At 62.2% G+C, this 21,187-nt stretch carries 21 protein-coding genes, 4 tRNA genes and 1 pseudogene; 16 read left to right on the top strand and 10 right to left on the bottom strand.

From position 1 onward, the window contains the following. Position 1: 1 nt before the first annotated feature. The gene (ispH, locus tag TZ03_RS04985; protein WP_051096102.1) at positions 2–949 is read left to right on the top strand and encodes a 4-hydroxy-3-methylbut-2-enyl diphosphate reductase; all 948 of its coding nucleotides are present in this window, start codon (positions 2–4) and stop codon (positions 947–949) included. Between the two features lie 438 nt (positions 950–1,387). Here the strand turns inward: ispH and TZ03_RS04980 are convergent, their stop codons facing one another. Then, positions 1,388–1,876, bottom strand: a complete 489-nt coding sequence (locus tag TZ03_RS04980; protein WP_051096096.1) for a GspH/FimT family protein — start codon at positions 1,874–1,876, stop codon at positions 1,388–1,390. 109 nt (positions 1,877–1,985) lie between these two features. Between TZ03_RS04980 and TZ03_RS04975 the strand changes: the two genes are divergently transcribed. The 5 genes from TZ03_RS04975 to thiO are packed head-to-tail and all read left to right on the top strand — an operon-like array spanning position 1,986 to position 4,813. Further along, a complete protein-coding gene (locus TZ03_RS04975; protein WP_051096095.1) occupies positions 1,986–2,168 on the top strand; it encodes a prepilin-type N-terminal cleavage/methylation domain-containing protein in 183 nt (60 codons plus the stop codon). Then, positions 2,165–2,809, top strand: a complete 645-nt coding sequence (locus TZ03_RS04970; protein WP_051096093.1) for a PilW family protein — start codon at positions 2,165–2,167, stop codon at positions 2,807–2,809. Before TZ03_RS04975 ends, TZ03_RS04970 begins: the two co-directional genes overlap by 4 nt. Next, positions 2,806–3,270 carry a hypothetical protein gene (locus tag TZ03_RS04965; protein ID WP_051096091.1) on the top strand — a complete coding sequence of 155 codons (465 nt, stop codon included), beginning with the start codon at positions 2,806–2,808 and terminating at the stop codon, positions 3,268–3,270. Before TZ03_RS04970 ends, TZ03_RS04965 begins: the two co-directional genes overlap by 4 nt. Before the next feature lies 1 nt (position 3,271). Next, complete coding sequence (locus tag TZ03_RS04960; protein WP_051096089.1) at positions 3,272–3,661, top strand: type IV pilin protein; 390 nt, start codon at positions 3,272–3,274, stop codon at positions 3,659–3,661. 54 nt (positions 3,662–3,715) lie between these two features. Then, on the top strand, positions 3,716–4,813 hold the full coding sequence (gene thiO / locus TZ03_RS04955) for a glycine oxidase ThiO (RefSeq protein ID WP_051096087.1): 1,098 nt from the start codon (positions 3,716–3,718) through the stop codon (positions 4,811–4,813). A 348-nt stretch (positions 4,814–5,161) separates the two neighbouring features. On the opposite strand, the gene TZ03_RS04950 is transcribed toward thiO, so the two are convergent. Continuing rightward, a complete protein-coding gene (locus TZ03_RS04950; protein WP_051096085.1) occupies positions 5,162–5,392 on the bottom strand; it encodes a PP0621 family protein in 231 nt (76 codons plus the stop codon). Between the two features lie 94 nt (positions 5,393–5,486). After that, a complete protein-coding gene (locus TZ03_RS04945; RefSeq protein ID WP_051096083.1) occupies positions 5,487–6,506 on the bottom strand; it encodes an outer membrane protein assembly factor BamD in 1,020 nt (339 codons plus the stop codon). A gap of 147 nt (positions 6,507–6,653) precedes the next feature. On the opposite strand from TZ03_RS04945, the gene rluD reads away from it, so the two are divergent. The 6 genes from rluD (at position 6,654) to TZ03_RS04915 (ending at position 11,795) form a co-directional block, all read left to right on the top strand. Then, entirely contained in the window at positions 6,654–7,616 is a 963-nt protein-coding gene (gene rluD / locus TZ03_RS04940) for a 23S rRNA pseudouridine(1911/1915/1917) synthase RluD (protein ID WP_051096142.1), read from the top strand. After that, a complete protein-coding gene (pgeF, locus tag TZ03_RS04935) occupies positions 7,613–8,353 on the top strand; it encodes a peptidoglycan editing factor PgeF (RefSeq protein ID WP_051096081.1) in 741 nt (246 codons plus the stop codon). The genes rluD and pgeF overlap by 4 nt, the downstream gene beginning before the upstream one ends. 251 nt (positions 8,354–8,604) lie before the next feature. Beyond that, positions 8,605–11,169, top strand: a complete 2,565-nt coding sequence (gene clpB / locus TZ03_RS04930; RefSeq protein ID WP_051096079.1) for an ATP-dependent chaperone ClpB — start codon at positions 8,605–8,607, stop codon at positions 11,167–11,169. Between the two features lie 387 nt (positions 11,170–11,556). Continuing rightward, a tRNA-Asn gene (locus TZ03_RS04925) sits at positions 11,557–11,632 on the top strand. 4 nt (positions 11,633–11,636) lie between these two features. Further along, positions 11,637–11,713, top strand: a tRNA-Pro gene (locus tag TZ03_RS04920). Positions 11,714–11,719: 6 nt separating this feature from the next. Continuing rightward, positions 11,720–11,795, top strand: a tRNA-Lys gene (locus TZ03_RS04915). Between the two features lie 234 nt (positions 11,796–12,029). On the opposite strand, the gene TZ03_RS04910 is transcribed toward TZ03_RS04915, so the two are convergent. The 3 genes from TZ03_RS04910 to TZ03_RS04900 all read right to left on the bottom strand — a co-directional run bounded on the left by TZ03_RS04910 (position 12,030) and on the right by TZ03_RS04900 (position 14,345). Beyond that, a complete protein-coding gene (locus TZ03_RS04910; RefSeq protein WP_051096077.1) occupies positions 12,030–13,325 on the bottom strand; it encodes an NAD(P)/FAD-dependent oxidoreductase in 1,296 nt (431 codons plus the stop codon). 84 nt (positions 13,326–13,409) lie between these two features. Continuing rightward, the gene (locus tag TZ03_RS04905) at positions 13,410–13,583 is read right to left on the bottom strand and encodes a DUF3094 domain-containing protein (protein ID WP_008091951.1); all 174 of its coding nucleotides are present in this window, start codon (positions 13,581–13,583) and stop codon (positions 13,410–13,412) included. A gap of 132 nt (positions 13,584–13,715) precedes the next feature. Beyond that, the gene (locus TZ03_RS04900) at positions 13,716–14,345 is read right to left on the bottom strand and encodes a DUF1780 domain-containing protein (protein WP_013970766.1); all 630 of its coding nucleotides are present in this window, start codon (positions 14,343–14,345) and stop codon (positions 13,716–13,718) included. 97 nt (positions 14,346–14,442) lie between these two features. On the opposite strand from TZ03_RS04900, the gene TZ03_RS04895 reads away from it, so the two are divergent. After that, positions 14,443–15,126, top strand: coding sequence for an energy-coupling factor ABC transporter permease (locus TZ03_RS04895; RefSeq protein ID WP_051096075.1), 684 nt, complete (start codon positions 14,443–14,445; stop codon positions 15,124–15,126). 117 nt (positions 15,127–15,243) lie between these two features. Here the strand turns inward: TZ03_RS04895 and yacG are convergent, their stop codons facing one another. The 4 genes from yacG to TZ03_RS04875 are packed head-to-tail and all read right to left on the bottom strand — an operon-like array spanning position 15,244 to position 18,141. Next, the gene (yacG, locus tag TZ03_RS04890) at positions 15,244–15,444 is read right to left on the bottom strand and encodes a DNA gyrase inhibitor YacG (RefSeq protein WP_016484797.1); all 201 of its coding nucleotides are present in this window, start codon (positions 15,442–15,444) and stop codon (positions 15,244–15,246) included. After that, positions 15,441–16,064 carry a dephospho-CoA kinase gene (gene coaE, locus TZ03_RS04885; RefSeq protein WP_051096074.1) on the bottom strand — a complete coding sequence of 208 codons (624 nt, stop codon included), beginning with the start codon at positions 16,062–16,064 and terminating at the stop codon, positions 15,441–15,443. The genes yacG and coaE overlap by 4 nt, the downstream gene beginning before the upstream one ends. Further along, on the bottom strand, positions 16,064–16,930 hold the full coding sequence (locus TZ03_RS04880) for a prepilin peptidase (protein WP_051096073.1): 867 nt from the start codon (positions 16,928–16,930) through the stop codon (positions 16,064–16,066). Before TZ03_RS04880 ends, coaE begins: the two co-directional genes overlap by 1 nt. Before the next feature lie 2 nt (positions 16,931–16,932). Beyond that, complete coding sequence (locus TZ03_RS04875; protein WP_051096072.1) at positions 16,933–18,141, bottom strand: type II secretion system F family protein; 1,209 nt, start codon at positions 18,139–18,141, stop codon at positions 16,933–16,935. A 214-nt stretch (positions 18,142–18,355) separates the two neighbouring features. Here TZ03_RS04875 and TZ03_RS04870 point away from each other — a divergent pair, with 214 nt between their 5' ends. From TZ03_RS04870 to TZ03_RS04860, 3 genes and pseudogenes are all read left to right on the top strand, one after another. After that, on the top strand, positions 18,356–18,766 hold the full coding sequence (locus TZ03_RS04870; protein ID WP_051096071.1) for a pilin: 411 nt from the start codon (positions 18,356–18,358) through the stop codon (positions 18,764–18,766). A gap of 70 nt (positions 18,767–18,836) precedes the next feature. Then, a tRNA-Thr gene (locus TZ03_RS04865) sits at positions 18,837–18,912 on the top strand. A gap of 164 nt (positions 18,913–19,076) precedes the next feature. After that, positions 19,077–20,401 (top strand): annotated as a pseudogene (locus TZ03_RS04860) (tyrosine-type recombinase/integrase). The last annotated feature ends 786 nt before the right edge of the window (positions 20,402–21,187 follow it).

Raw genomic sequence — 21,187 nt, 5'->3', positions numbered from 1 at the left:
CATGCAAATCAAACTCGCCAACCCTCGCGGCTTCTGCGCGGGGGTCGACCGGGCGATCGAGATCGTCAACCGCGCGCTGGAAGTCTTCGGCCCGCCGATCTATGTGCGGCACGAAGTGGTGCACAACAAGTTCGTGGTGGAAGACCTGCGCAACCGTGGCGCAATCTTCGTCGAAGAACTGGACCAGGTGCCGGACGATGTCATCGTCATCTTCAGTGCCCATGGTGTTTCCCAGGCCGTGCGCCAGGAAGCCGCTGGCCGTGGCCTGAAAGTGTTCGATGCCACCTGCCCACTGGTGACCAAGGTGCATATCGAGGTGGCCAAGTACAGCCGCGATGGCCGTGAGTGCATTCTCATCGGCCACGAAGGGCACCCGGAAGTCGAAGGCACCATGGGCCAGTATGACGCCAGCAACGGCGGCGCCATCTACCTCGTCGAAGACGAAGACGATGTCGCTCAACTGCAGGTGCGTGACCCCGATCACTTGGCTTTCGTGACCCAGACCACGCTGTCGATGGACGACACCAGCCGCGTCATCGACGCCCTGCGTGCGCGCTTCCCGAACATTGGTGGCCCACGCAAGGACGATATCTGCTACGCCACCCAGAACCGCCAGGACGCGGTCAAGCAACTGGCGGGCGAGTGCGATGTGGTGTTGGTGGTCGGCAGCCCGAACAGCTCCAACTCCAACCGCCTGCGCGAGCTGGCCGAGCGCATGGGCACCCCGGCCTACCTGATTGACGGTGCCGAGGACCTGCAACGTGGCTGGTTCGACCAGGCGGCGCGTATCGGCATCACCGCCGGCGCTTCGGCCCCCGAAGTGCTGGTGCGCGGTGTGATCGAGCAGCTCAAGGCCTGGGGCGCCACTGGCGCTGAAGAACTGGATGGGCGGGCAGAGAACATCACCTTCTCGATGCCCAAAGAGCTGCGGGTTCGTTCGCTGATCTGATGTAAGCCAGTACTGGCCTCATCGCCGGCAAGCCAGCTCCCACAGGTACAACACAAGCCCAGAAGGCAGTGTTACCCCTGTAGAAGATTGTTGCTGGAGATGAGACCAGCCAGGTCTCACAGGTACAACACAAGCCCTGAAGGCAGTGTTACCCCTGTAGAAGATTGTTGCTGGAGATGAGGCCAGCCAGGTCTCACAGGTACAACACAAGCCCTGAAGGCAGTGTTACCCATGTAGAAGATTGTTGCTGGAGATGAGGCCAGCCAGCTCTCACAGGTACAACACAAGCCCTGAAGGCAGTGTTACCCATGTAGAAGATTGCTTGCTGGAGATGAGACCAGCTAGGTCTCACAGGTACAATACAAGCCTTGAAGGCAGTGTTATTCCTGTGGGAGCTGGCTTGCCGGCGATAGGGCCAGCAAGGTCGACTCAAGGCTATCAGGATGCACATTGAGTATTGTTGCGATCCTCTGCAAGCAAGTTGACTCTTCCCGACGATGCCATCACCACTTGATGACGGCTGGTGGCAGCTGAGCGCTCGCACACTTCCAAGGTTAACGCGAGCCAACCATTACCCAGGTTCATCGGCACCCCCTGCGCACTGAACTTGAACTGCGCTCCGCGATTGCTGACGATTTTCAGGGGCCGTGCCAGCCGCTGCTCACGCAGCACCTGCTGGCTATGCTCCAGCGCCACCCGCCAACCCTTCCCCCAGTCACCGTCCAACGCCTGCACCAGCACCGGCTGACCCTGCAACAGCGCATGGCTGCGCGCACTGCGCAGCGCCTGGGCCAGATCACGGGCCGCTGCCGCCCTGTGTAGGTCATCGCTCATCCTGGCGTAGGCCGGCATGCCGAGCTGTGTCAGCAACACCGCCACGGCCAAGGCCGACAACATTTGTATCAGTGTTGCGCCGCGTTGCTTCACCGTGCATTCCTCCCAGGAAGTGCTTGGCTATAGCTTCCCGGTGGGTGGACAAGAGGTCCAGTCGCCCAAGTTGAAGGCAATAACGGGAAAAGTCGCAGGAGGTGCAGGGATGCACGCAAGACAAAGGGGCATGACGCTCCTGGAAGTGTTGTTGGCGGTGGCGGTCGTGGCCGTGGGTATGTTCGCCGCCGCGGGGCTGCAACTGCAGGCCTTGCAAGCCATGGACAGTGCGCGCCGCGATGGGCAGGCGGCAATGGCGGCGCACAGTGAGCATGAACGGGGGCGTCGATGAGGCGTACCCAACATGGTTTTGGCTTGCTTGAGTTGACGTTGGCGCTGGGTGTCGGGTTGATGCTGCTGACGGCGGCTAGTCAGCTGTTCACATCGGCCCACAAGACTTGGCGCCTACAAAGTACTGCGATACGCATGCAGGACGAGGCGCGGCAGGCGTTGCTGCGCATGGCTCAGGATATACGCATGGCCGGGATGTTCGGTTGCTTGCGTTTGAAACCTGCCGATTTCGATGACCCGACTGTGCAACAGGTATTCGCTCGCCCCTTGGTGATCGAAGCATCCACTCTCAGTCTGGTCGTGGCAGAGTTGCCTGGGCAAGCTGGAGCACCTGACTGGTTTCTGCAGACCGATTGCCTCAAAAAAGCCTCTGTGGATGCAGAGCGCCAGGCCGGGTACCCACTGATGTACCCGGTCAGCAGATATGTCTACCAGCTCCAAGGCAATACGCTGAGGTTCAAACGCGGAAAAAACAATCCCCAGCCGTTGGTTGAGAATGTGCAGGCGATGCTTCTCGAGCGCGTGCAGATGGCAGAGGGGGAGCGGGTGGATATCATCCTGACGCTTTACGAACCCACGCTCAAACTTCAGCAGCGTCATGAGTTGAGCGTCGCAATCCGCAACCCGGTACCCGCTTCATGAGCCGCCAGCGTGGTGTGGTTCTTCTACTAGCCTTGGTCCTGAGCATGTTGTTAGGCCTGCTCGCCGCATCCGCCCTGCGCGACGCGCTGGTGGAAACGCGCATGACCGGCTACCTGAGCGATGGCCTGCTGGCGCTGGAAGAGGCCGAGGCCGCCTTGCAGGCCGCGGAACGCGAACTCGAACGGGCTCCCCTTGATCCTTGTGACGCGTGCCTGCCGCCAGCCCGACCGCACGATCTGGTTGGACGGTGGCAAACCACCCAGGCCGGCTATTTCCATCTACAGAATCTGGGCGTCAGCGAACGCGCTGCGCACATGCCCGAAGGGCAGCCGGTCACCCTGTTCCGAATTACCGCCGTCAGCAAGCGGGCCCAATCACGGCATGTCTTGGAAGCGGTCTACGCCGTGGCCGGCGACACAATCCAGCGCCTCACCTGGCGGCAAAGACTGAGAGGAGACTGACATGCAGCAAGGCTTGAGCCTGATCGAGTTGTTGATTGTGCTGGCCGTGACCGGCATTCTGGCAGCCATTGCCTACCCCAGTTACAGCGACCAGCTTCGGCGAGCCGCACGCAGCGAAGTGGTTGGCCTGCTGCATGATGCCGCCTTGCGCCTGGAGCGTCACCGCGTGCGCACCGGCCAATACGCCGAGGGCGACCCGGCCTTGCCCGACGGTAACCGCTATTACAGCCTGCAGGCCCGGCGCGACAGCGACACCTTCACGTTGCGCGCCCGGCGGCTGCCGCATGGGCTGATGGCGCAGGATGGCTGTGGTGATTTCCAGCTCGACCAGGCCGGTGTGCAGAGCAATCCGGGTGCCGCTGAACACAGCGCGCACTGCTGGGGGAGCTGAAGGTTGAATGATGCCCGGTGCATCGCGGTTTTACTTCAGGTGTTGGATCGACAGATGAGCAAGCAAGTAGTGGTGGTCGGCGGCGGGGTGATCGGCCTGCTGACGGCGTTCAACCTGGCGGCCAAGGTCGGCCAGGTGGTGGTATGCGATCAAGGCGAGGTTGGCCGTGAGTCGTCCTGGGCCGGTGGCGGCATCGTTTCGCCACTGTACCCATGGCGCTACAGCCCGGCAGTGACCGCCCTGGCACACTGGTCGCAGGACTTTTATCCACAGCTGGGCGAGCGCTTGTTCGCCAGCACCGGCATCGACCCCGAAGTGCACACCACCGGCCTGTACTGGCTCGACCTGGACGACGAAGCCGAAGCGCTGGCCTGGGCCGAGCGTGAGCAGCGGCCGCTGCGTGCCGTGGATATATCGGCGGCGTATGACGCGGTGCCGGTGCTGGGGCCGGGTTTCAAGCACGCCATCTACATGGCCGGCGTGGCCAACGTGCGCAACCCGCGCCTGGTGAAATCGCTGAAGGCAGCGCTGCTGGCGTTGCCAAACGTGACCTTGCGTGAACACTGCCAGATCACCGGCTTCGTCCAGCAGGATGGGCGTGTGACCGGTGTGCAGACGGCCGACGGCGTGCTGGCTGCGGATGAGGTGGTGCTTAGTGCCGGCGCCTGGAGTGGCGACCTGCTGCGTACACTGGGCCTCGAGCTGCCGGTGGAGCCGGTGAAGGGCCAGATGATCCTGTTCAAGTGTGCCGAAGACTTCCTGCCGAGCATGGTGCTGGCCAAGGGGAGGTATGCGATCCCGCGGCGTGATGGGCACATTCTGGTGGGCAGTACGCTGGAGCATGCCGGGTACGACAAGACCCCGACCGGTGAGGCATTGGAGAGTTTGAAGGCGTCGGCGGTGGAATTGTTGCCTGAGCTGCAAGGGGCCACGGTGGTGGCGCACTGGGCCGGGCTGCGACCGGGGTCGCCGGAGGGTATTCCTTACATTGGGCCAGTGCCGGGGCATGAAGGGTTGTGGTTGAACTGCGGGCATTACCGTAACGGGCTGGTGCTGGCGCCGGCTTCGTGCCAGCTGTTTACCGATTTGCTGACCGGTGCCGAGCCGATCATCGACCCGGCGCCCTATGCGCCAGCAGGGCGGTTGGGCTGAGATTGCCGGGGCCGCTTTGCGGCCCTATCGCCGGCAAGCCAGCTCCCACAGGTTCACCTACAGCCTCAGGCCCTGTGGTGTACCTGTGGGAGCTGGCTTGCCAGCGATGGGGTTCAAGAGGTGCTGGATTCAGCCTTGGCGGCCGGGGCCTTGCTCCCACAGGTTGCACAAGGCTCACGGCCTGCGGTGTATCTGTGGGAGCTGGCTTGCCAGCGATGGGGTTCAAGAGGTGCTGGATTCAGCCTTGGCGGCCGGGGCCTTGCTCCCACAGGTACTGCACAAGGCTCACGGCCTGCGGGGTACCTGTGGGAGCTGGCTTGCCGGCGATGGGGTTCAAGAGGTGCTGGATCAGTCTTGGCGGCCAGGGCCTTGCTGCAGGTGTGCCTGGCTGCAGTACCACTCATTGCCCTGCTGTAGCGCCCGGTCGTTGGGCAGGTGCACGCCACAATGGGCGCAGCGCACCATCTTCAGCGGCGCATCGAGTTTTTGCTCTGGGTGCGACTGCTGGCTGGCTTTGAATTTGCGCCACAGCCAGAACGCGGCGGCGATCAGGGCGATCCAGAAAAGTAGGCGAACCATGGTGTCCAGCTTGTCTATTGAAGAAGTCAACAGTCTAGGGCGCGGCCAATAAAAAAGGGAGACCCAGGGTCTCCCTTTCTCGTTCCGCTGTGGATCAGTCGAACAGACCAAAGGTCATGTAGCTGAACCAGGAGCGGTCTTTCTCGGCTTCTTTCGGCCCTTCCGGCACGATCGGGTCGCCGTTCTCGTCTTTCGGCAGCAGTTCTTGCGGCATCTCGTCGCGGGCGTCCTGGAACTGCTTGACCACGTCCTGGTTGGCGCGGGTTTCGCCCGGCGGCAGCGGGGTGTCGGTTTCGATCAGGCCCAGGGTGGCCTTGGACAGCCAGCCGCGGCCGTCAGATTCGGTCTGCTTGGGCTGGAATTGGCCGTCGACCAGGCTCGGGTGGTCCGGGTAGTTGAGCTTGAGGGTTTCCAGGCTGGTGGCGGCCAGTTCGTCCAGGTGCAGCTTCTGGTACGACTCGACCATCACCGCCAGGCCGTCGCCCACCGATGGGGTTTCCTGGAAGTTTTCCACCACGTAGCGGCCACGGTTGGCGGCGGCTACATAAGCCTGGCGGCCCAGGTAGTAATCGGCCACGTGGATTTCGTACGAGGCCAGCAGGTTGCGCAGGTAGATCATGCGCTGCTTGGCGTCTGGTGCGTAGCGGCTGTTGGGGAAACGGCTGGTCAGCTGGGCGAACTCGTTGTACGAGTCACGGGCGGCACCCGGGTCACGCTTGGTCATGTCCAGCGGCAGGAAGCGCGCCAGCAGGCCACGGTCCTGGTCGAACGAGGTCAGGCCCTTGAGGTAGTAGGCATAGTCGACGTTCGGGTGCTGCGGGTGCAGGCGGATGAAGCGCTCGGCGGCCGACTTGGCAGCCTCGGGCTCGGAGTTCTTGTAGTTGGCGTAGATCAGCTCGAGCTGTGCCTGGTCGGCATAGCGGCCGAACGGGTAGCGCGATTCCAGGGCCTTGAGTTTGTTCACGGCACTGGTGTAGCTGGAGTTGTCCAGGTCAGCTTGCGCCTGCTGGTACAGCTCGGCTTCGCTGAGGTTCTCGTCAATGACTTCCTTATTGGAGGAACAGGCCGCGGTGAGCCCGAGGATGGCGATCAGCAGCAGGTGTTTCACTTGCATGGCGGCTTGCGTCCCTTTGACGGCCGCTGTCTTGGGCGGTGCCGTCCTGTTATGATGAGCGCCCCGGCCAACCCCGGGACAAAAGAAGCCGTATTTAACCACAAGCTCGCAGCCGAAACCAAAGGCTGTGCGCCCGCCGAATCGAGCATGTCCGAGATCATTCAACTTAGCGCAGAGGTACCGTCCGAACTGGGCGGTCAACGCCTCGACCAGGTCGCCGCCCAATTGTTCGACGAGTATTCGCGCTCGCGGCTGACTACGTGGATCAAAGAAGGCCGTCTGACGGTCGATGGCGCTGTCCTGCGCCCGCGCGACACCGTCCATGGTGGCGCTGTGCTGGCCCTGGAGGCCGAGCAAGAGGCCCAGGGCGAGTGGGAGGCCGAGGACATCGCGCTGGACATCGTCTATGAAGACGACCAGATCCTGGTGATCAACAAGCCTGCCGGCCTGGTGGTGCACCCGGCTGCCGGGCATGCCAGCGGCACCTTGCTGAACGCCTTGCTGCACCATGTGCCCGACATCATCAACGTACCGCGCGCCGGCATCGTGCATCGCCTGGACAAGGACACCACCGGCCTGATGGTGGTGGCCAAGACGCTACAGGCGCAAACCGCTCTGGTCGACCAGTTGCAGAAGCGTACGGTCAGCCGCATCTATGAATGCATAGTGGTTGGCGTGGTAACTGCTGGTGGCAAGATCGATGCGCCCATCGGCCGCCACGGCGGCATGCGCCAGCGCATGGCGGTAACCGACGGCGGCAAGCCGGCGGTCAGCCATTACCGGGTGCTCAAGCGCTTCCGCTCGCACACCCACGTACGAGTGAAACTGGAAACCGGCCGTACCCACCAGATCCGTGTGCACATGGCCCACGTCGGCTACCCGTTGGTTGGCGACCAAACCTATGGCGGGCGCTTCCGCATTCCGCCGGCTGCGAGCCCGACCATGGTCGAGGCGGTGAAGACCTTCCCGCGCCAGGCCCTGCACGCCCGCTTCCTGGCGCTGGTACACCCGACTACCGGCGAGCGCATGGAGTGGGAATCGGCGCTGCCGGATGACTTCGTCTGGTTGCTGTCGCTGTTGAGCCACGACCGCGAGAGCTTTATCGGATGAGTGGTCTGACGCAGTCGCTGCTGTTTCCTGACTGGCCGGCCCCGGCCTCGGTTCGCGCCTGTGTCACCACCCGCCAGGGCGGCGTCAGCCTGCCGCCCTATGAAACTTTCAACCTTGGCGACCATGTAGGGGATGACCCTGCCGCGGTGGCCGAGAACCGCCGTCGCCTGAGCGACCAGTTCGCCATCCAGCCGGCCTGGCTCAAGCAGGTGCATGGGCTGGTGGTGGCGGATGCCGACCCGGCCGTGGTGGCCGAGGCCGACGCCAGTTGGACCGACCAGCCAGGCATCGCCTGCGCCGTGATGACCGCCGATTGCCTGCCTGCGTTGTTCTGCGACAGGGCCGGCACCCGTGTGGCGGCTGCGCATGCCGGCTGGCGCGGGTTGGCCGGTGGTGTGCTGGAAGCCACCCTGGACCGCCTGGCACTGCCGCCTGACGAGGTGCTGGTGTGGTTGGGGCCGGCCATTGGCCCGCAAGCCTTCGAAGTGGGGCTGGAAGTGCGTGATGCCTTTACCGCGGTGCACCCCGAAGCGGCTCGGGCTTTCGTCGACGGCGAACGGCCGGGCAAGCTGATGGCCGACATCTATGAACTGGCGCGCATTCGCCTGGCGGCTCGTGGCGTGACTGCCGTTTATGGTGGTGGCTGGTGCACGGTCAGCGATGAACGGTTCTTCTCCTATCGCCGTACCCCGCAGGGTGGGCGCTTCGCTTCCCTGGTGTGGCTGGAGTCGCGCTAGCCTGTAGCGGCCCCTTCGCGGGTAAACCCGCTCCTACAGGTAAATCACCATCTTCGAACCTGTGGTGCATCTGTGGGAGCGGGCTTGCCCGCGAATGGCCCCAGCACTAATCCAACAGGTTGACTCCCGTCAACCCCGCTACGCTTGAATCTTCCAGAATCAGCCTTATCTATAAGGTCATCTCAGGCAGGTTCTTCATAAAACAGGCGCTGTCCATCGCTCCGACCTGCCCTTTAAAGGAAGGTACCCCCATGCGAATAGACCGTTTGACCAGCAAGCTGCAGCTTGCATTATCCGATGCCCAATCCCTGGCCGTCGGCATGGACCACCCTGCCATCGAGCCCGTGCACCTGATGCAAGCACTGCTCGAGCAGCAGGGCGGTTCGATCAAGCCGCTGCTGATGCAGGTGGGCTTCGACATCAACAGCCTGCGCCAGGCGCTGGTGAAGGAGCTCGACCAGCTACCGAAAATCCAGAACCCCACCGGCGACGTGAACATGTCGCAGGACCTGGCGCGCCTGCTCAACCAGGCCGATCGCCTGGCCCAGCAGAAGGGCGACCAGTTCATTTCCAGCGAGCTGGTGCTGCTGGCCGCCATGGACGAGAACAGCAAGCTCGGCAAGTTGCTGCTGGGCCAGGGCGTGAGCAAGAAGGCCCTGGAAAACGCCATCAACAACCTGCGCGGCGGCGCCGCGGTGAACGACGCCAACGCCGAGGAATCGCGCCAGGCGCTGGACAAGTACACCGTCGACCTGACCAAGCGTGCCGAAGAGGGCAAGCTGGACCCGGTGATCGGCCGTGACGACGAAATCCGCCGCACCGTGCAGGTGCTGCAACGCCGTACCAAGAACAACCCGGTACTGATCGGTGAACCTGGCGTGGGCAAGACCGCCATCGCCGAAGGCCTGGCCCAGCGCATCATCAATGGCGAGGTGCCCGACGGCCTGAAAGGCAAACGCCTGCTGGCGCTGGACATGGGCGCGCTGATCGCCGGTGCCAAGTACCGTGGCGAGTTCGAAGAGCGCCTGAAGGCGCTGCTGAACGAGCTGTCCAAGCAGGAAGGCCAGATCATCCTGTTCATCGACGAACTGCACACCATGGTCGGCGCCGGCAAAGGCGAGGGCGCCATGGACGCCGGCAACATGCTCAAGCCGGCCCTGGCACGTGGCGAGCTGCATTGTGTGGGTGCGACCACGCTCAACGAGTACCGCCAGTTCATCGAGAAGGACGCCGCCCTGGAGCGCCGCTTCCAGAAGGTGCTGGTCGAGGAGCCGAGCGAGGAAGACACTATCGCCATCCTGCGTGGCCTGAAAGAGCGTTATGAAGTGCACCACAAGGTGGCCATCACCGACGGCGCCATCATTGCCGCGGCCAAGCTCAGCCACCGCTACATCACTGACCGTCAGCTGCCGGACAAGGCCATCGACCTGATCGACGAAGCGGCCAGCCGCATTCGCATGGAGATCGATTCCAAGCCGGAAGTGCTCGACCGCCTCGACCGCCGCCTGATCCAACTGAAGGTGGAGTCCCAGGCGCTGAAGAAGGAAGAAGACGAAGCGGCGAAAAAACGCCTGGAGAAACTGACCGAGGAAATCGAGCGGCTGGAGCGTGAGTACGCCGACCTGGAAGAAATCTGGGCTTCCGAGAAGGCCGAAGTGCAGGGTTCGGCGCAGATCCAGCAAAAGATCGAGCAGGCCCGCCAGGAACTGGAGACCGCTCGTCGTAAAGGCGACCTGAGCCGCATGGCCGAGCTGCAGTACGGGGTGATCCCGGACCTGGAGCGCAGCCTGCAGATGGTCGACCAGCACGGCAAGACCGAAAACCAGTTGCTGCGCAACAAGGTTACCGAGGAAGAAATTGCCGAAGTGGTGTCCAAGTGGACTGGCATCCCGGTGGCCAAGATGCTCGAAGGCGAGCGCGAGAAGCTGCTGAAGATGGAAGAGCTGCTGCACCAGCGCGTGATCGGCCAGGGCGAGGCGGTAACCGCCGTGGCCAACGCCGTGCGCCGTTCGCGTGCCGGGCTGTCCGACCCGAACCGGCCCAGTGGCTCGTTCCTGTTCCTTGGCCCGACCGGTGTGGGCAAGACCGAGCTGTGCAAGGCGCTGGCCGAGTTCCTGTTCGACACCGAAGAGGCGATGGTGCGCATCGACATGTCGGAGTTCATGGAGAAACACTCCGTGGCTCGCCTGATCGGTGCCCCACCAGGCTATGTAGGGTATGAAGAGGGCGGCTACCTGACCGAGGCGGTACGGCGCAAGCCTTACTCGGTGGTGCTGCTGGACGAGGTGGAGAAGGCTCACCCGGATGTGTTCAACGTGCTGCTGCAGGTGCTGGAAGACGGCCGCCTGACCGACAGCCACGGGCGCACCGTGGACTTCCGCAACACCGTGATCGTGATGACCTCCAACCTGGGCTCGGCGCAGATCCAGGAACTGGTGGGTGACCGCGAGGCGCAGCGTGCGGCGGTGATGGATGCGGTGGGTTCGCACTTCCGTCCAGAGTTCATCAACCGGATTGACGAAGTGGTGGTGTTCGAACCACTCGGCCGCGAGCAGATTGCCGGTATTACCGAAATCCAGCTGGGCCGCCTGCGCAGTCGCTTGCTGGAGCGCGAACTGTCGCTGAGCCTGAGCCCGGAGGCGTTGGACAAGCTGATTGCCGTGGGTTACGACCCGGTGTATGGCGCACGGCCGCTGAAGCGGGCGATCCAGCGCTGGATCGAGAACCCGCTGGCGCAGTTGATCCTGGCGGGCAAGTTCTTGCCGGGGACGGCGATTACCGCCAAGGTGGAAGGCGACGAAATCGTCTTCAGTTAATTTGTTTCACCATGAGCCCCGCACCTGCGGGGCTTTTTTTACTCTGTGGGAGCGGGTTCACCCGCGAAGAGACCAGTACGACCCCAGCAAATCTGGGGCTTTCCGGCACTCCTGGATAACTTGCTGAAAATTTTGAAATTTTTGCTTGCATCAAAATCCAAGTGCCCCTAATATACGCCGCGTTGTCAGGCACTAAGCGAATCACCAGCAACATCGGTGACCGCAAAACAACTTACAAATCAGTAAGTTGAACGAAAAAAAGTGGTTGACAAGCAAAACGAAGAATGTAGAATAGCCGGCCTCAGCAGCGACAACGCGAAAGCGGATAGCTAAAGAGAACGAAGCTAACACAAGCTTCGAAGTTGTAAAGATGTACCGAAGTTCAGTTCCGCGATAGCTCAGTCGGTAGAGCAAATGACTGTTAATCATTGGGTCCCTGGTTCGAGTCCAGGTCGCGGAGCCAATCTCGGGGTGTAGCGCAGTCCGGTAGCGCGCCTGCTTTGGGAGCAGGATGTCAGGAGTTCGAATCCCCTCACCCCGACCATTTTCCGGGTCGTTAGCTCAGTTGGTAGAGCAGTTGGCTTTTAACCAATTGGTCGTAGGTTCGAATCCTACACGACCCACCATGTAAAAAGGGCATCTCGAATGAGATGCCCTTTTTCTTTTGCCTTGAACTTATCCCGCAAAAAATGCACCTTTCGGTGCATCTCGGCGACAGCTTTGTGGGAGGGCTACCGGCCCTATCGCGCCGGCAAGCCGGCTCCCACAGGGAGCTCCATAGACTCGAGTCTTGTGCAGTCGCTGTGGGAGTCGGCTTGCCGGCGATGAGGCCAGTACAGGCAACCTCCATTGAGGGCCTGTCAGTGCAGCTTCAGGCGCGGCTCGGTACCCCGACCAATCTTGCTACCCAGCATCATCAACGCGGTGCGGAAGAACCCGTACAGCGCCATCTGGTGCATGCGGTACAGCGACACATAGAACATCCGCGCCAGCCAGCCTTCCAGCTTCACGCTGCCCATCAGGTTACCCATCAGGTTGCCCACCGCCGAGAAACGCGACAGCGATACCAGCGAGCCGTAGTCCTTGTACTCATAAGTTGGCAGTGGCTTGTTCTCCAAGCGCGCCTTCAGGCTCTGCGCCAGCATCGAAGCCTGCTGGTGCGCCGCCTGGGCCCGTGGCGGCACGCTGCGGTCGCTGCCCGGTTGCGGGCAGGCGGCGCAGTCACCGAAGGCGAAGATGTTGTCATCGCGGGTGGTCTGCAGGGTAGGGCGCACTACCAGTTGGTTGATGCGGTTGGTTTCCAGGCCATCGATGTCCTTGAGGAAGCCCGGAGCACGGATACCGGCCGCCCACACCTTCAGGCTGGCCTGGATCACTTCACCGTCCTTGGTTTTCAGGCCGTCTTCGGTCACTTCACTGACCGCAGCATTGGTCATCACCTTCACGCCGAGTTTTTCCAGCGTCTTGTGCACCGGCACGCTGATGCGCTCGGGCAATGCCGGCAGCACGCGCGGGCCCGCCTCGATAATGGTGATGTGCATGTCCTTGGGCTGGATGCGGTCCAGGCCATAGGCCGCCAGCTCGTGGGCTGCATGGTGCAGTTCGGCCGCCAGTTCCACGCCAGTGGCACCGGCGCCGACGATGGCTACGCTGATTTGCTCGCTGGCCACGTCGCCGGCATGGGCGCGCAGGTAGTGGTTGAGCAACTGCTGGTGGAAGCGCTCGGCCTGTTTGCGGGTGTCCAGGAACAGGCAGTGCTGCGCCGCGCCCAGGGTGCCGAAGTCGTTGGTGTTGGAGCCCACGGCGATGACCAGGGTGTCGTAACCCAGGGTGCGCGCAGGCAGCAGCTCGCGGCCCTCTTCGTCGAGGGTGGCTGCCAGTTGAATCTGCTTGCCCTCACGGTCCAGGCCACTCATGCGCCCCAACTGGAAATTGAAATGGTTCCACTTGGCCTGGGCCACGTAGTTCAGTTCGTCTTCCGAGGAGTTCAGCGAGCCGGCAGCCACTTCGTGCAGCAGCGGCTTCCAGATGTGCGTGAGGTTGGCGTCGACCAGGGTGATCTCGGCCTGCTTGCGCTTGCCCAGGCTTTTACCCAGGCGGGTCGCCAGTTCCAGGCCGCCGGCGCCGCCGCCGACAATCACGATGCGATGAGTCATGGGGATATCTCATAAGGTTTACGGAATTCGTGGCCCTGTGGGCCGGCCGCAAACTGCATGAGGGGAGGGCGAGCGCGAAGCAGCTCATAGCACCAGTCCACTGAGCAGGCGGCTGATGAGACCCAACCCGATGGTCACGGCCAGCACCAGCACAAGGAGCAACCACGGCCGGAAGGGCCTGCGCTCGACTTGGTGCTGGGGGGCTCGCAGATACTCATCGACACGACGCTGATCTTCCGGGTTCAGGCGGCTGGTCATGGTGGGCCTCGTCAGGTAGACGTTTGTGACTGCGCAAACGCTACAGCGTTCGCGCAGGCGCTTGAGACAAATGATAATGCTTTCTATCTCTGGCGCCGAGTGTACGCCATCGCAAACACTCGGTGCACTGGATCAAAGACTGATGCCCACGTCGAAAACAATGCTGCGGCCCAGGTTGCCACGCAGGAAATCCGGCGCGTCGGGGTGGGCGAACAGCACCCGGGCAAACGTCGGCCCGACCAGCGACAACGACCTCCAGCCCTGGCGCAGGTATTCGGTGGGCGGCGGGAAGTGGGTATTGAGGTCGAGCACTTCGCGCTTGAGGCTGGCGAAGGCGATGATGTCCAGTTCGTTCAGCTCCAGCCCGCGTTCCCGGTAGTTGTGTGCCTTCTTGCGCAAGGTAGGCGCCAGGCGCCCGAGCAACTCGGTGGCGCTGATGCGCCGTGGACGTGCTTCGCGGCGTACCAGCTGCGCCAGGGAAAACGCGCTGCGCCGGCGCTGCAGCTCTTCGCGCCACTCATCGTTCAGCCGGCGGCCCTCGTCGAGTACGAAAAACACCTCGAAGGCCGCGTCGCGAAACAGCACGTCTGGTGGCTCTTGGCCGGCTGGGGTGAAGTCCTCGCTGCGGTAGGGGATGTTCAGCCCTTGCAGCAGGCGCTGGCACACCCAACGCTCACGCTCCCATTTGCGTGCATTGGAGAGAAAGGCATTAGCTTGTTCGGCCTGGATGGTAAGCAGGCGCAAGTAGTCTGAGTCATCCATGCAGACAAGCTTAGCCGCTAAACCATGACGATAAGATGCTGAATTTGAATGGGTGTAGACTGGCTTTAATCCACAACAGTGACAGGGGCATTCGCAGGTGATCAGCGCGCAGGTGTTGTCCGGCACCACCCTTACGCTTGGCTGGCTTGGTTACGTGCCGTTGCTGATCTGGGCGGCCAGCCGCGCCCGCTGGGTGGAACTGTTCACCGACCGGCGCCGCCAGCATCTGTTGTTTGGCACGGTGTTCTGCCTGTTTGCTCTGTGGCTGGTCAGGCGTGATTTCGATACCGGCGTGTCGTACCACTTCATTGGCATGACGGCGGTCACGCTGTTGCTGGACTGGCCGCTGGCGGTACTGGGTGGGTGCATGGCCCAGGTCGGCTTGCTGCTGCTGGGGCGCCAGGACCTGGCGGCGCTGGGGGTGAATGGCTTGTTGCTGGTTGGTTTGCCGGTGCTGATTACCGAGGCGTGCGCGCTGCTGGTCGAGCGGGCTCAGCCGCGTAACCTGTTCGTGTATATCTTCTGTTCAGGGTTCTTCCCCGCAGCGCTGACGGTGCTGGCCTGCCTGGTGGCCGGGCTGGGCTTGTTGTGGCTGGACGGGCGCTTTGCCATGCCGGAATGGCTCAGCGACTTTGTCGGCTACCTGTGGCTGATGATGTTCCCCGAGGCGTTCATCAACGGCATGGTGATCAGTGCGCTGGTGGTGTTTTGCCCGGAGTGGCTGGAAACATTCAACCGCACGCGGTATTTGCAGGCGCCCTGGAAGGACGATGAGCGGTGATTTTGTGTTGGCTGTTCCGGGCCTTTCGCGGGTAAACCCGCTCCCACTGAAACGGTGAGGCCCCTGTGGGAGCGGGTTTACCCGCAAAAAGGGCGGCACAGCCACCTTGCAATCAGCTCAGTGCCGCGGCTCCAGGTCCCCGGAATACAGCTCATCCTCGGACTCTTCCGCCCCCGGAATCTTGTGCTCTTCAGCCGCCCACGCACCCAGGTCGATCAGTTTGCAGCGGTCCGAACAAAACGGTCGGAACGCGCTTTTTTCGTTCCATTCCACAGGTGCGCCACAGGTCGGGCAATCGACGGTCAATGGCTGGCTCATGGCTGGCCTCCTCGTAAAGTCAGGTAAAAGTGGTGCAGACGGTCGATCTGCTCATGCAGCGCAGCCAAGCCACTGTCATTGACCAGCACATCATCGGCATGGCGCAGGCGTTCCTCACGGGCCAGCTGGGCCTTGAGAATCGCCTGCACCTGCTCGGCACTGGTGTTGTCACGCGCCAAGGTGCGCGCCACCTGCAGTTCCTGCGGCGCGTCGATCACCAGCACGCGCTGGGTTTTTTGGTACTGGCCCGACTCGATCAACAGCGGCGACACATATATCGCATAAGGTGACTCCGCCTTGGCCAGGTAGCTGAAAATTTCCTGCCCGATCAGTGGGTGCAGCAATTGTTCCAGCCATTTGCGCTGCGCCGGGTCGGCGAAGATCAGCTGGCGCAGGGCCGCACGATCGAGTTGGCCGTCCGCCTGCAGTACGCCAGGGCCGAAGCGCTCGACGATGCTGGTCAGGGCCGGGCGGCCAGGTTCGACTACCCAGCGTGCCGCCTGGTCGGCATCGACCAGGTGCACGCCAAGCTCGACGAAGCGCTCGGCAGCGGCGCTCTTGCCGCTACCGATGCCGCCGGTCAGGCCGAGAATCCAGGGGGTGAAGGCCGCAGTGGTCATCAGTATCCAAACTGTTGCATGTAAGAGACGTATATTTCATCACCCCAGAGCACGGCAATCCACCCCGCAATCGCCAGATAAGGGCCGAACGGGATGGCCGTGCCCATGGCATGCCGGCGTAAACGCAGCAGGCACAGGCCGACCAGTGCCCCGACCAGCGATGACAACAGCAGTGTCAACGGCAGCACCTGCCAGCCGCCCCAGGCCCCGATCAGCGCCATCAGCTTGAAGTCGCCGTAGCCCATGCCGTCCTTGCCGGTGACCAGCTTGAACACCCAGTACACCGTCCACAGGCTGAGGTACCCGGCCACGGCGCCCCACAGCGCATCGGTCAGCGGCGCGTAGATGCCGAAGGCATTCACGATCAGCCCCAGCCACAACATCGGCAGCACCAGCACATCCGGCAACAACTGGTGCTTGGCATCGATCAGGCTTAGCGCCAGCAGGCACCAAGTCAGCGGCAGTGCCAGCAAGGCTTGGGCCGAGACGCCGAAGCGCCAGGCCACCACCAGCGACAGCAGCGCACAGGCCACCTCCACCAATGGGTAGCGTGGGCTGATGCGGGTTTTGCAGGATGAGCAACGCCCGCGCAGGGCCAGGTAGCTGACTACTGGAATGTTTTCCCATGCCCGAATCTGATGCGCACATTGCGGGCAGCGCGAGGCCGGCAGGCACAGGTCGAAACGCTCGTGCTGCGTGCTCGGCAGCCCCAGCACCTCCTGCGCTTCACGTTGCCATTGCCGCTCCAGCATGATCGGCAGGCGGTACACCAGCACGTTGAGAAAACTGCCCACCAGCAGCCCGAGCACTGTGGCCAGGGTGAGGAAGTACGCTGGCTGCTCAGCCAGGAAAGTCCATGAAGTCATGTTCAGATCAAGCTACCCAACTGGAAGATCGGCAGGTACATCGCCACTACCAGGCCGCCTACCAGCAAGCCCAGGATCAGCACGATGGCTGGCTCCAGCAGGCTGGTCAACTGGTCCAGCGATTGGCTGACCTGTTCTTCGTAGTGGCTGGCGGCCTTTTCCAGCATCTGGTCCAGCGTGCCGCTGGATTCACCGATGGCGGTCAGTTGCACCAGTAGTGGTGGAAACAGCGCTTCACTGGCCATCGCCTGGTTCAGCCCTTGCCCATTGGCCATGCCCTGGCGCAGCCGCAACACCGCCTGCTCATGCAGGTCGCCACCACAGACCGTGGCCACCGTACCCAGCGCATCCAGCAACGGTACCCCGGCGGCGTACGACGTTGCCAGGCTGCGCGCAAAACGCGCCAGCGCCGCCTGGCCCAGCAACTTGCCGAACACCGGCAGGCTCAACACCCGTCGAGATATCCACAGGCGCGCAGGCGCATGCTGCCTGTACAGCTGGCGCCCGGCAAAACCCAACACCGCCCCCATCACCAGCAACAGCGGCGCGGATCGCCCCAGGCCTGTGGACAAGTCGATTACCCATTGAGTGAGCGCCGGCAACGCTGTATCGAAGCCCGCGAACAACTGCTCGAACCGCGGAATCACCTCCAGCAACAAAATCGCCGATACCCCCAGCCCGGTCAGCAACAGCAGCAGCGGGTAGATCATCGCCTTGCGCACCTTCTTGTGCAGGGCCTGACGCTGTTCCAGCATGGTCGCCAGCTGTTCCAGTTGCCGGTCGAGCGTGCCGGATTGCTCACCGACCCGCACCAGGTTGCAGTACAACGCGTCGAACCACCCCGGATGCCGCTGCAACGCATCCGCCAGCCCCAGGCCCGAGGCCACATCCTGTTTCAATCTATCCAGCAACGCCGCCTGTGCTGCATCGCAGCCACTGCGCCCCATCACCTCGAACGCCTGCAGCAGCGGTACCCCTGCTTTGAGCAACGTCGCCAACTGCCGGCTGAACCCCGCCGGGTCGGCTTGCGCCCGCCGTTTTGGCCAGCGCCAGGTCAGCCCGCCGGCAGGCCGCAAGCTGGCCACTTTGATGCCCTGGCGGATCAGCCCAGCACGGACATAGGCCGGGCTGCGCCCGGGCGTTTGGCCACTGACCGGTGTGCCGTTGGCATCGGTGCCATGCCAGTTGTAGAGGAGTGTCGATGAGGTCATGCAAAGGTCCTTTTTTACCCGTGCGACAAGCTTCGAAACAGCTTGCCGCGTCCTTGGAAGGGCGCGCGTCCGTGATGCTCACTAGAGTAGTTCAGCGACGATGACCCCCAAGCCGGCAGGGGTGACAAAAGGTGTCTGTTCAGGCCTACTGCGCCGCTGCCAGTTGGGGCGAGCCTGACCTCAATACGTATGCGTATCAAAAAGGAAAATGTTCATGAAAGGGCAACGCGGTATCACCCTGATCGAACTGATGATCGTTGTCGCGATCATCGGCATTCTGGCGACCATCGCCTTACCGATGTACACCAACCACCAGTCACGCTCGAAGGCGGCGGCCGGGTTGCTGGAAATCAGCGCGCTGAAGACCGCGATGGATCTACGGTTGAATGACGGGAAGGATGTAGCGGACGTGGCCGCGCTGGGTGGCCGGCCGGCGACCGCGCACTGTGCGATCACCGCCAACGGCAAGGCGGCGGATGGCACCGGGAGCATCGTTTGCACGTTGGTGGATGCCCCGGCCAATGTGCTGGGCAAGGCCCTGACCCTGGCCCGCACGCCGGGTGGGTGGGGCTGCACCACCGACATCGAGGAAGACCTGGCGCCGAAAGGGTGCAAGGCGCCTTGAGGCTGGGGTAATAAGCCAGGGGAAACAGGGGTTTGCGTAACGGGTGCGGCAGTGGTACGTTGCGCTACACGCCGGTGTAGCTCAGTCGGTAGAGCAGCGCACTCGTAACGCGAAGGTCGCAGGTTCGATTCCTGTCTCCGGCACCACATCCAGCTCCACTGCATTCCGCTGAATGCTTTGGAAGCCCTCTAAACCGGCCTTCTGGCCGGTTTTTCATTTCCACGACCCTCCGTCGGGAACCAACAATATCCCCAATAACCGGGGGTATTTTTGGGGTACAGCGTCTTTCCTGAATGGAGAACGTACCCCTATGCCGCGCCTAGCCACTCTGCTCAGCGACCTCAAATGCCGCACGGCCAAGCCGCGTGATCGCGCCTACAAACTGTTCGACGGCGGGGGCATGTACCTGTACGTCGCGCCCTGTGGCTCGAAGACTTGGCGGCTGCGGTATTTCAAACCCAACGGCAAGGAAGGCACGCTGATCATCGGCAAGTACCCCATCGTTTCATTGGCCGTTGCGAGGACCAAGCGCGATGAGGCCAAGGCTCTGTTGCTCGACAACCTTGATCCGATGGAAGAAAAGCAGAAGGCCAAGATCGCAGCTCAGCGGGCGAGTCTTCTGTTTGAAACCGTCGCCCTGGAGTGGCACGTCGAAATGTCTCGGCGTTGGACTGAGGGGCACGCCAAGACGGTGCTGAGCAGGTTGCGCACCCATGTGTTCCCACTGATAGGTCAGCGGCCTATCGCTGAACTCGACACCCACGATCTGCTTGAGGTCACCCAGCGAATCAAGGATCGCGGCACTATGGATGTAGCGCTACGTGTGCAGAACTATCTCTCCACGATCATGCGGGGTGCGAAGCGGGCGCGGCAGATCACTCAAAACCCGGCGCTCGATCTGGCTGGCTCGATTCAAGCGCCGCGCAGCGTGCACCGTCCTGCACTCTCGCTGAATCGCCTTCCTGAATTGTTGAGCCGACTCGACAATTACACTGGTCGCGAGCTGACCCGGCTCGCAGTGCTGCTGACGCTGCATGTGTTCGTGCGCTCCAGCGAACTGCGCTTCGCCCGGTGGGATGAGTTCGGCAACGTGCGATGTGGGAGATCCCCGATACCCGTAAGCCGATTGAAGGCGTCCGCTATTCCACGCGCGGGACCAAGATGAGTGGAGACATTCAGATAGTGCCGCTGTCGCCTCAAGTCATCGAGATCCTTGAACGGCTGCGCAGCTTGAATCGGTTCTCTGAACTCGTGTTGCCCGGTGATCACAGGTACTGGAAACCCTTGTCGGAGAATACGGTTAACCAGGTGCTGCGCAACATGGGATACGACACCACCAAGGACGTTTGTGGACATGGTTTCAGAACCATGGCTTGTAGTGCCTTACTCGAATCAGGGCTATGGACGGATGCGGCGATTGAGCGGCAGATGAGCCATCAGGAGCGTAACCGCGTGCGCGCCGCATACATCCACAAGGCCCAATTTCTGGAGCAGCGTCGGTTGATCATGGCGTGGTGGAGTAACTACATCGACGCCAACAGATCGGGCCATGTCACCCCGCATGAGTTTGCCTATCCGGTAGGCGACAACGTCACAGCCTTGCCAAATGGTCATGGCGCATTCAATCGCGGGTGAGCCTGCAAGATCGGCGCTGGCTGCTCTTTCACGCGGGTCCATCCAAGCAGGGCTGCAAAGCCGCCCTGTTTGGATGGACCTTACTTTGAAGAGCTAAAAGCCACGACGTTGTCCGGGGTGCACCACGGAATTCCACCGATTGGATAACCGCTTTTCACGTCTCCAAGAGAGCTGGATTTCGACCCTTGACCGGGTTTATCCACAGGCGTAGAACTGGCCGTGCAAGCGCTGTCGATGACAGCACCCCAGGTGACCCGAACCTTCAAGGTCACGCCGCTCCCGCGGTGGTTCTCCCCCCAAATGGCGATTCGCGTCCGGCAGCTCGCCAGGTCACCTCCCCGGTGATGGATGCCTACTTCACATCTTGGCCCTCGTGCGCCAGACAACACTTCCTACTTCGCTGCCCTGCAGCAACCTATCCGCGTGGTCGATTCTTGCGCCAACCTGCGCCCGTCTCTTTCACCTGGAAAGAGACGGGCGCTTCTAACACTGCCGCAGCCCTCACCGCACTTGGCTTTGCGGCAACTCCTCTCGTGACAATCGGCGTGACAAACGCCGATGTCACCAGCAACAGCGCTGCAGATGATGGTGCCGCAGACCAGGGAATGGACTGCACCTGACTGACAGTCAGGCATGCCCCGGTCATCGCACCGCTGCGTTCACCAGATTCAGGATCTTCAGGCGCTGGTCTCGTCAGCCAGTGCTGCCTCCACCCGCCCACCGGTAACGGTGCTCAGGAGGCAAGATCATGAGATGCCCTTGCTCCCGGTCGTAAGGAGCCGCCAG

Source organism: Pseudomonas sp. 10-1B (assembly GCF_000935045.1).
Taxonomy (GTDB): domain Bacteria; phylum Pseudomonadota; class Gammaproteobacteria; order Pseudomonadales; family Pseudomonadaceae; genus Aquipseudomonas.
The sequence above is the reverse complement of the archived record's forward strand: the minus strand, read 5'-3'. Positions and strand labels throughout refer to the sequence as shown.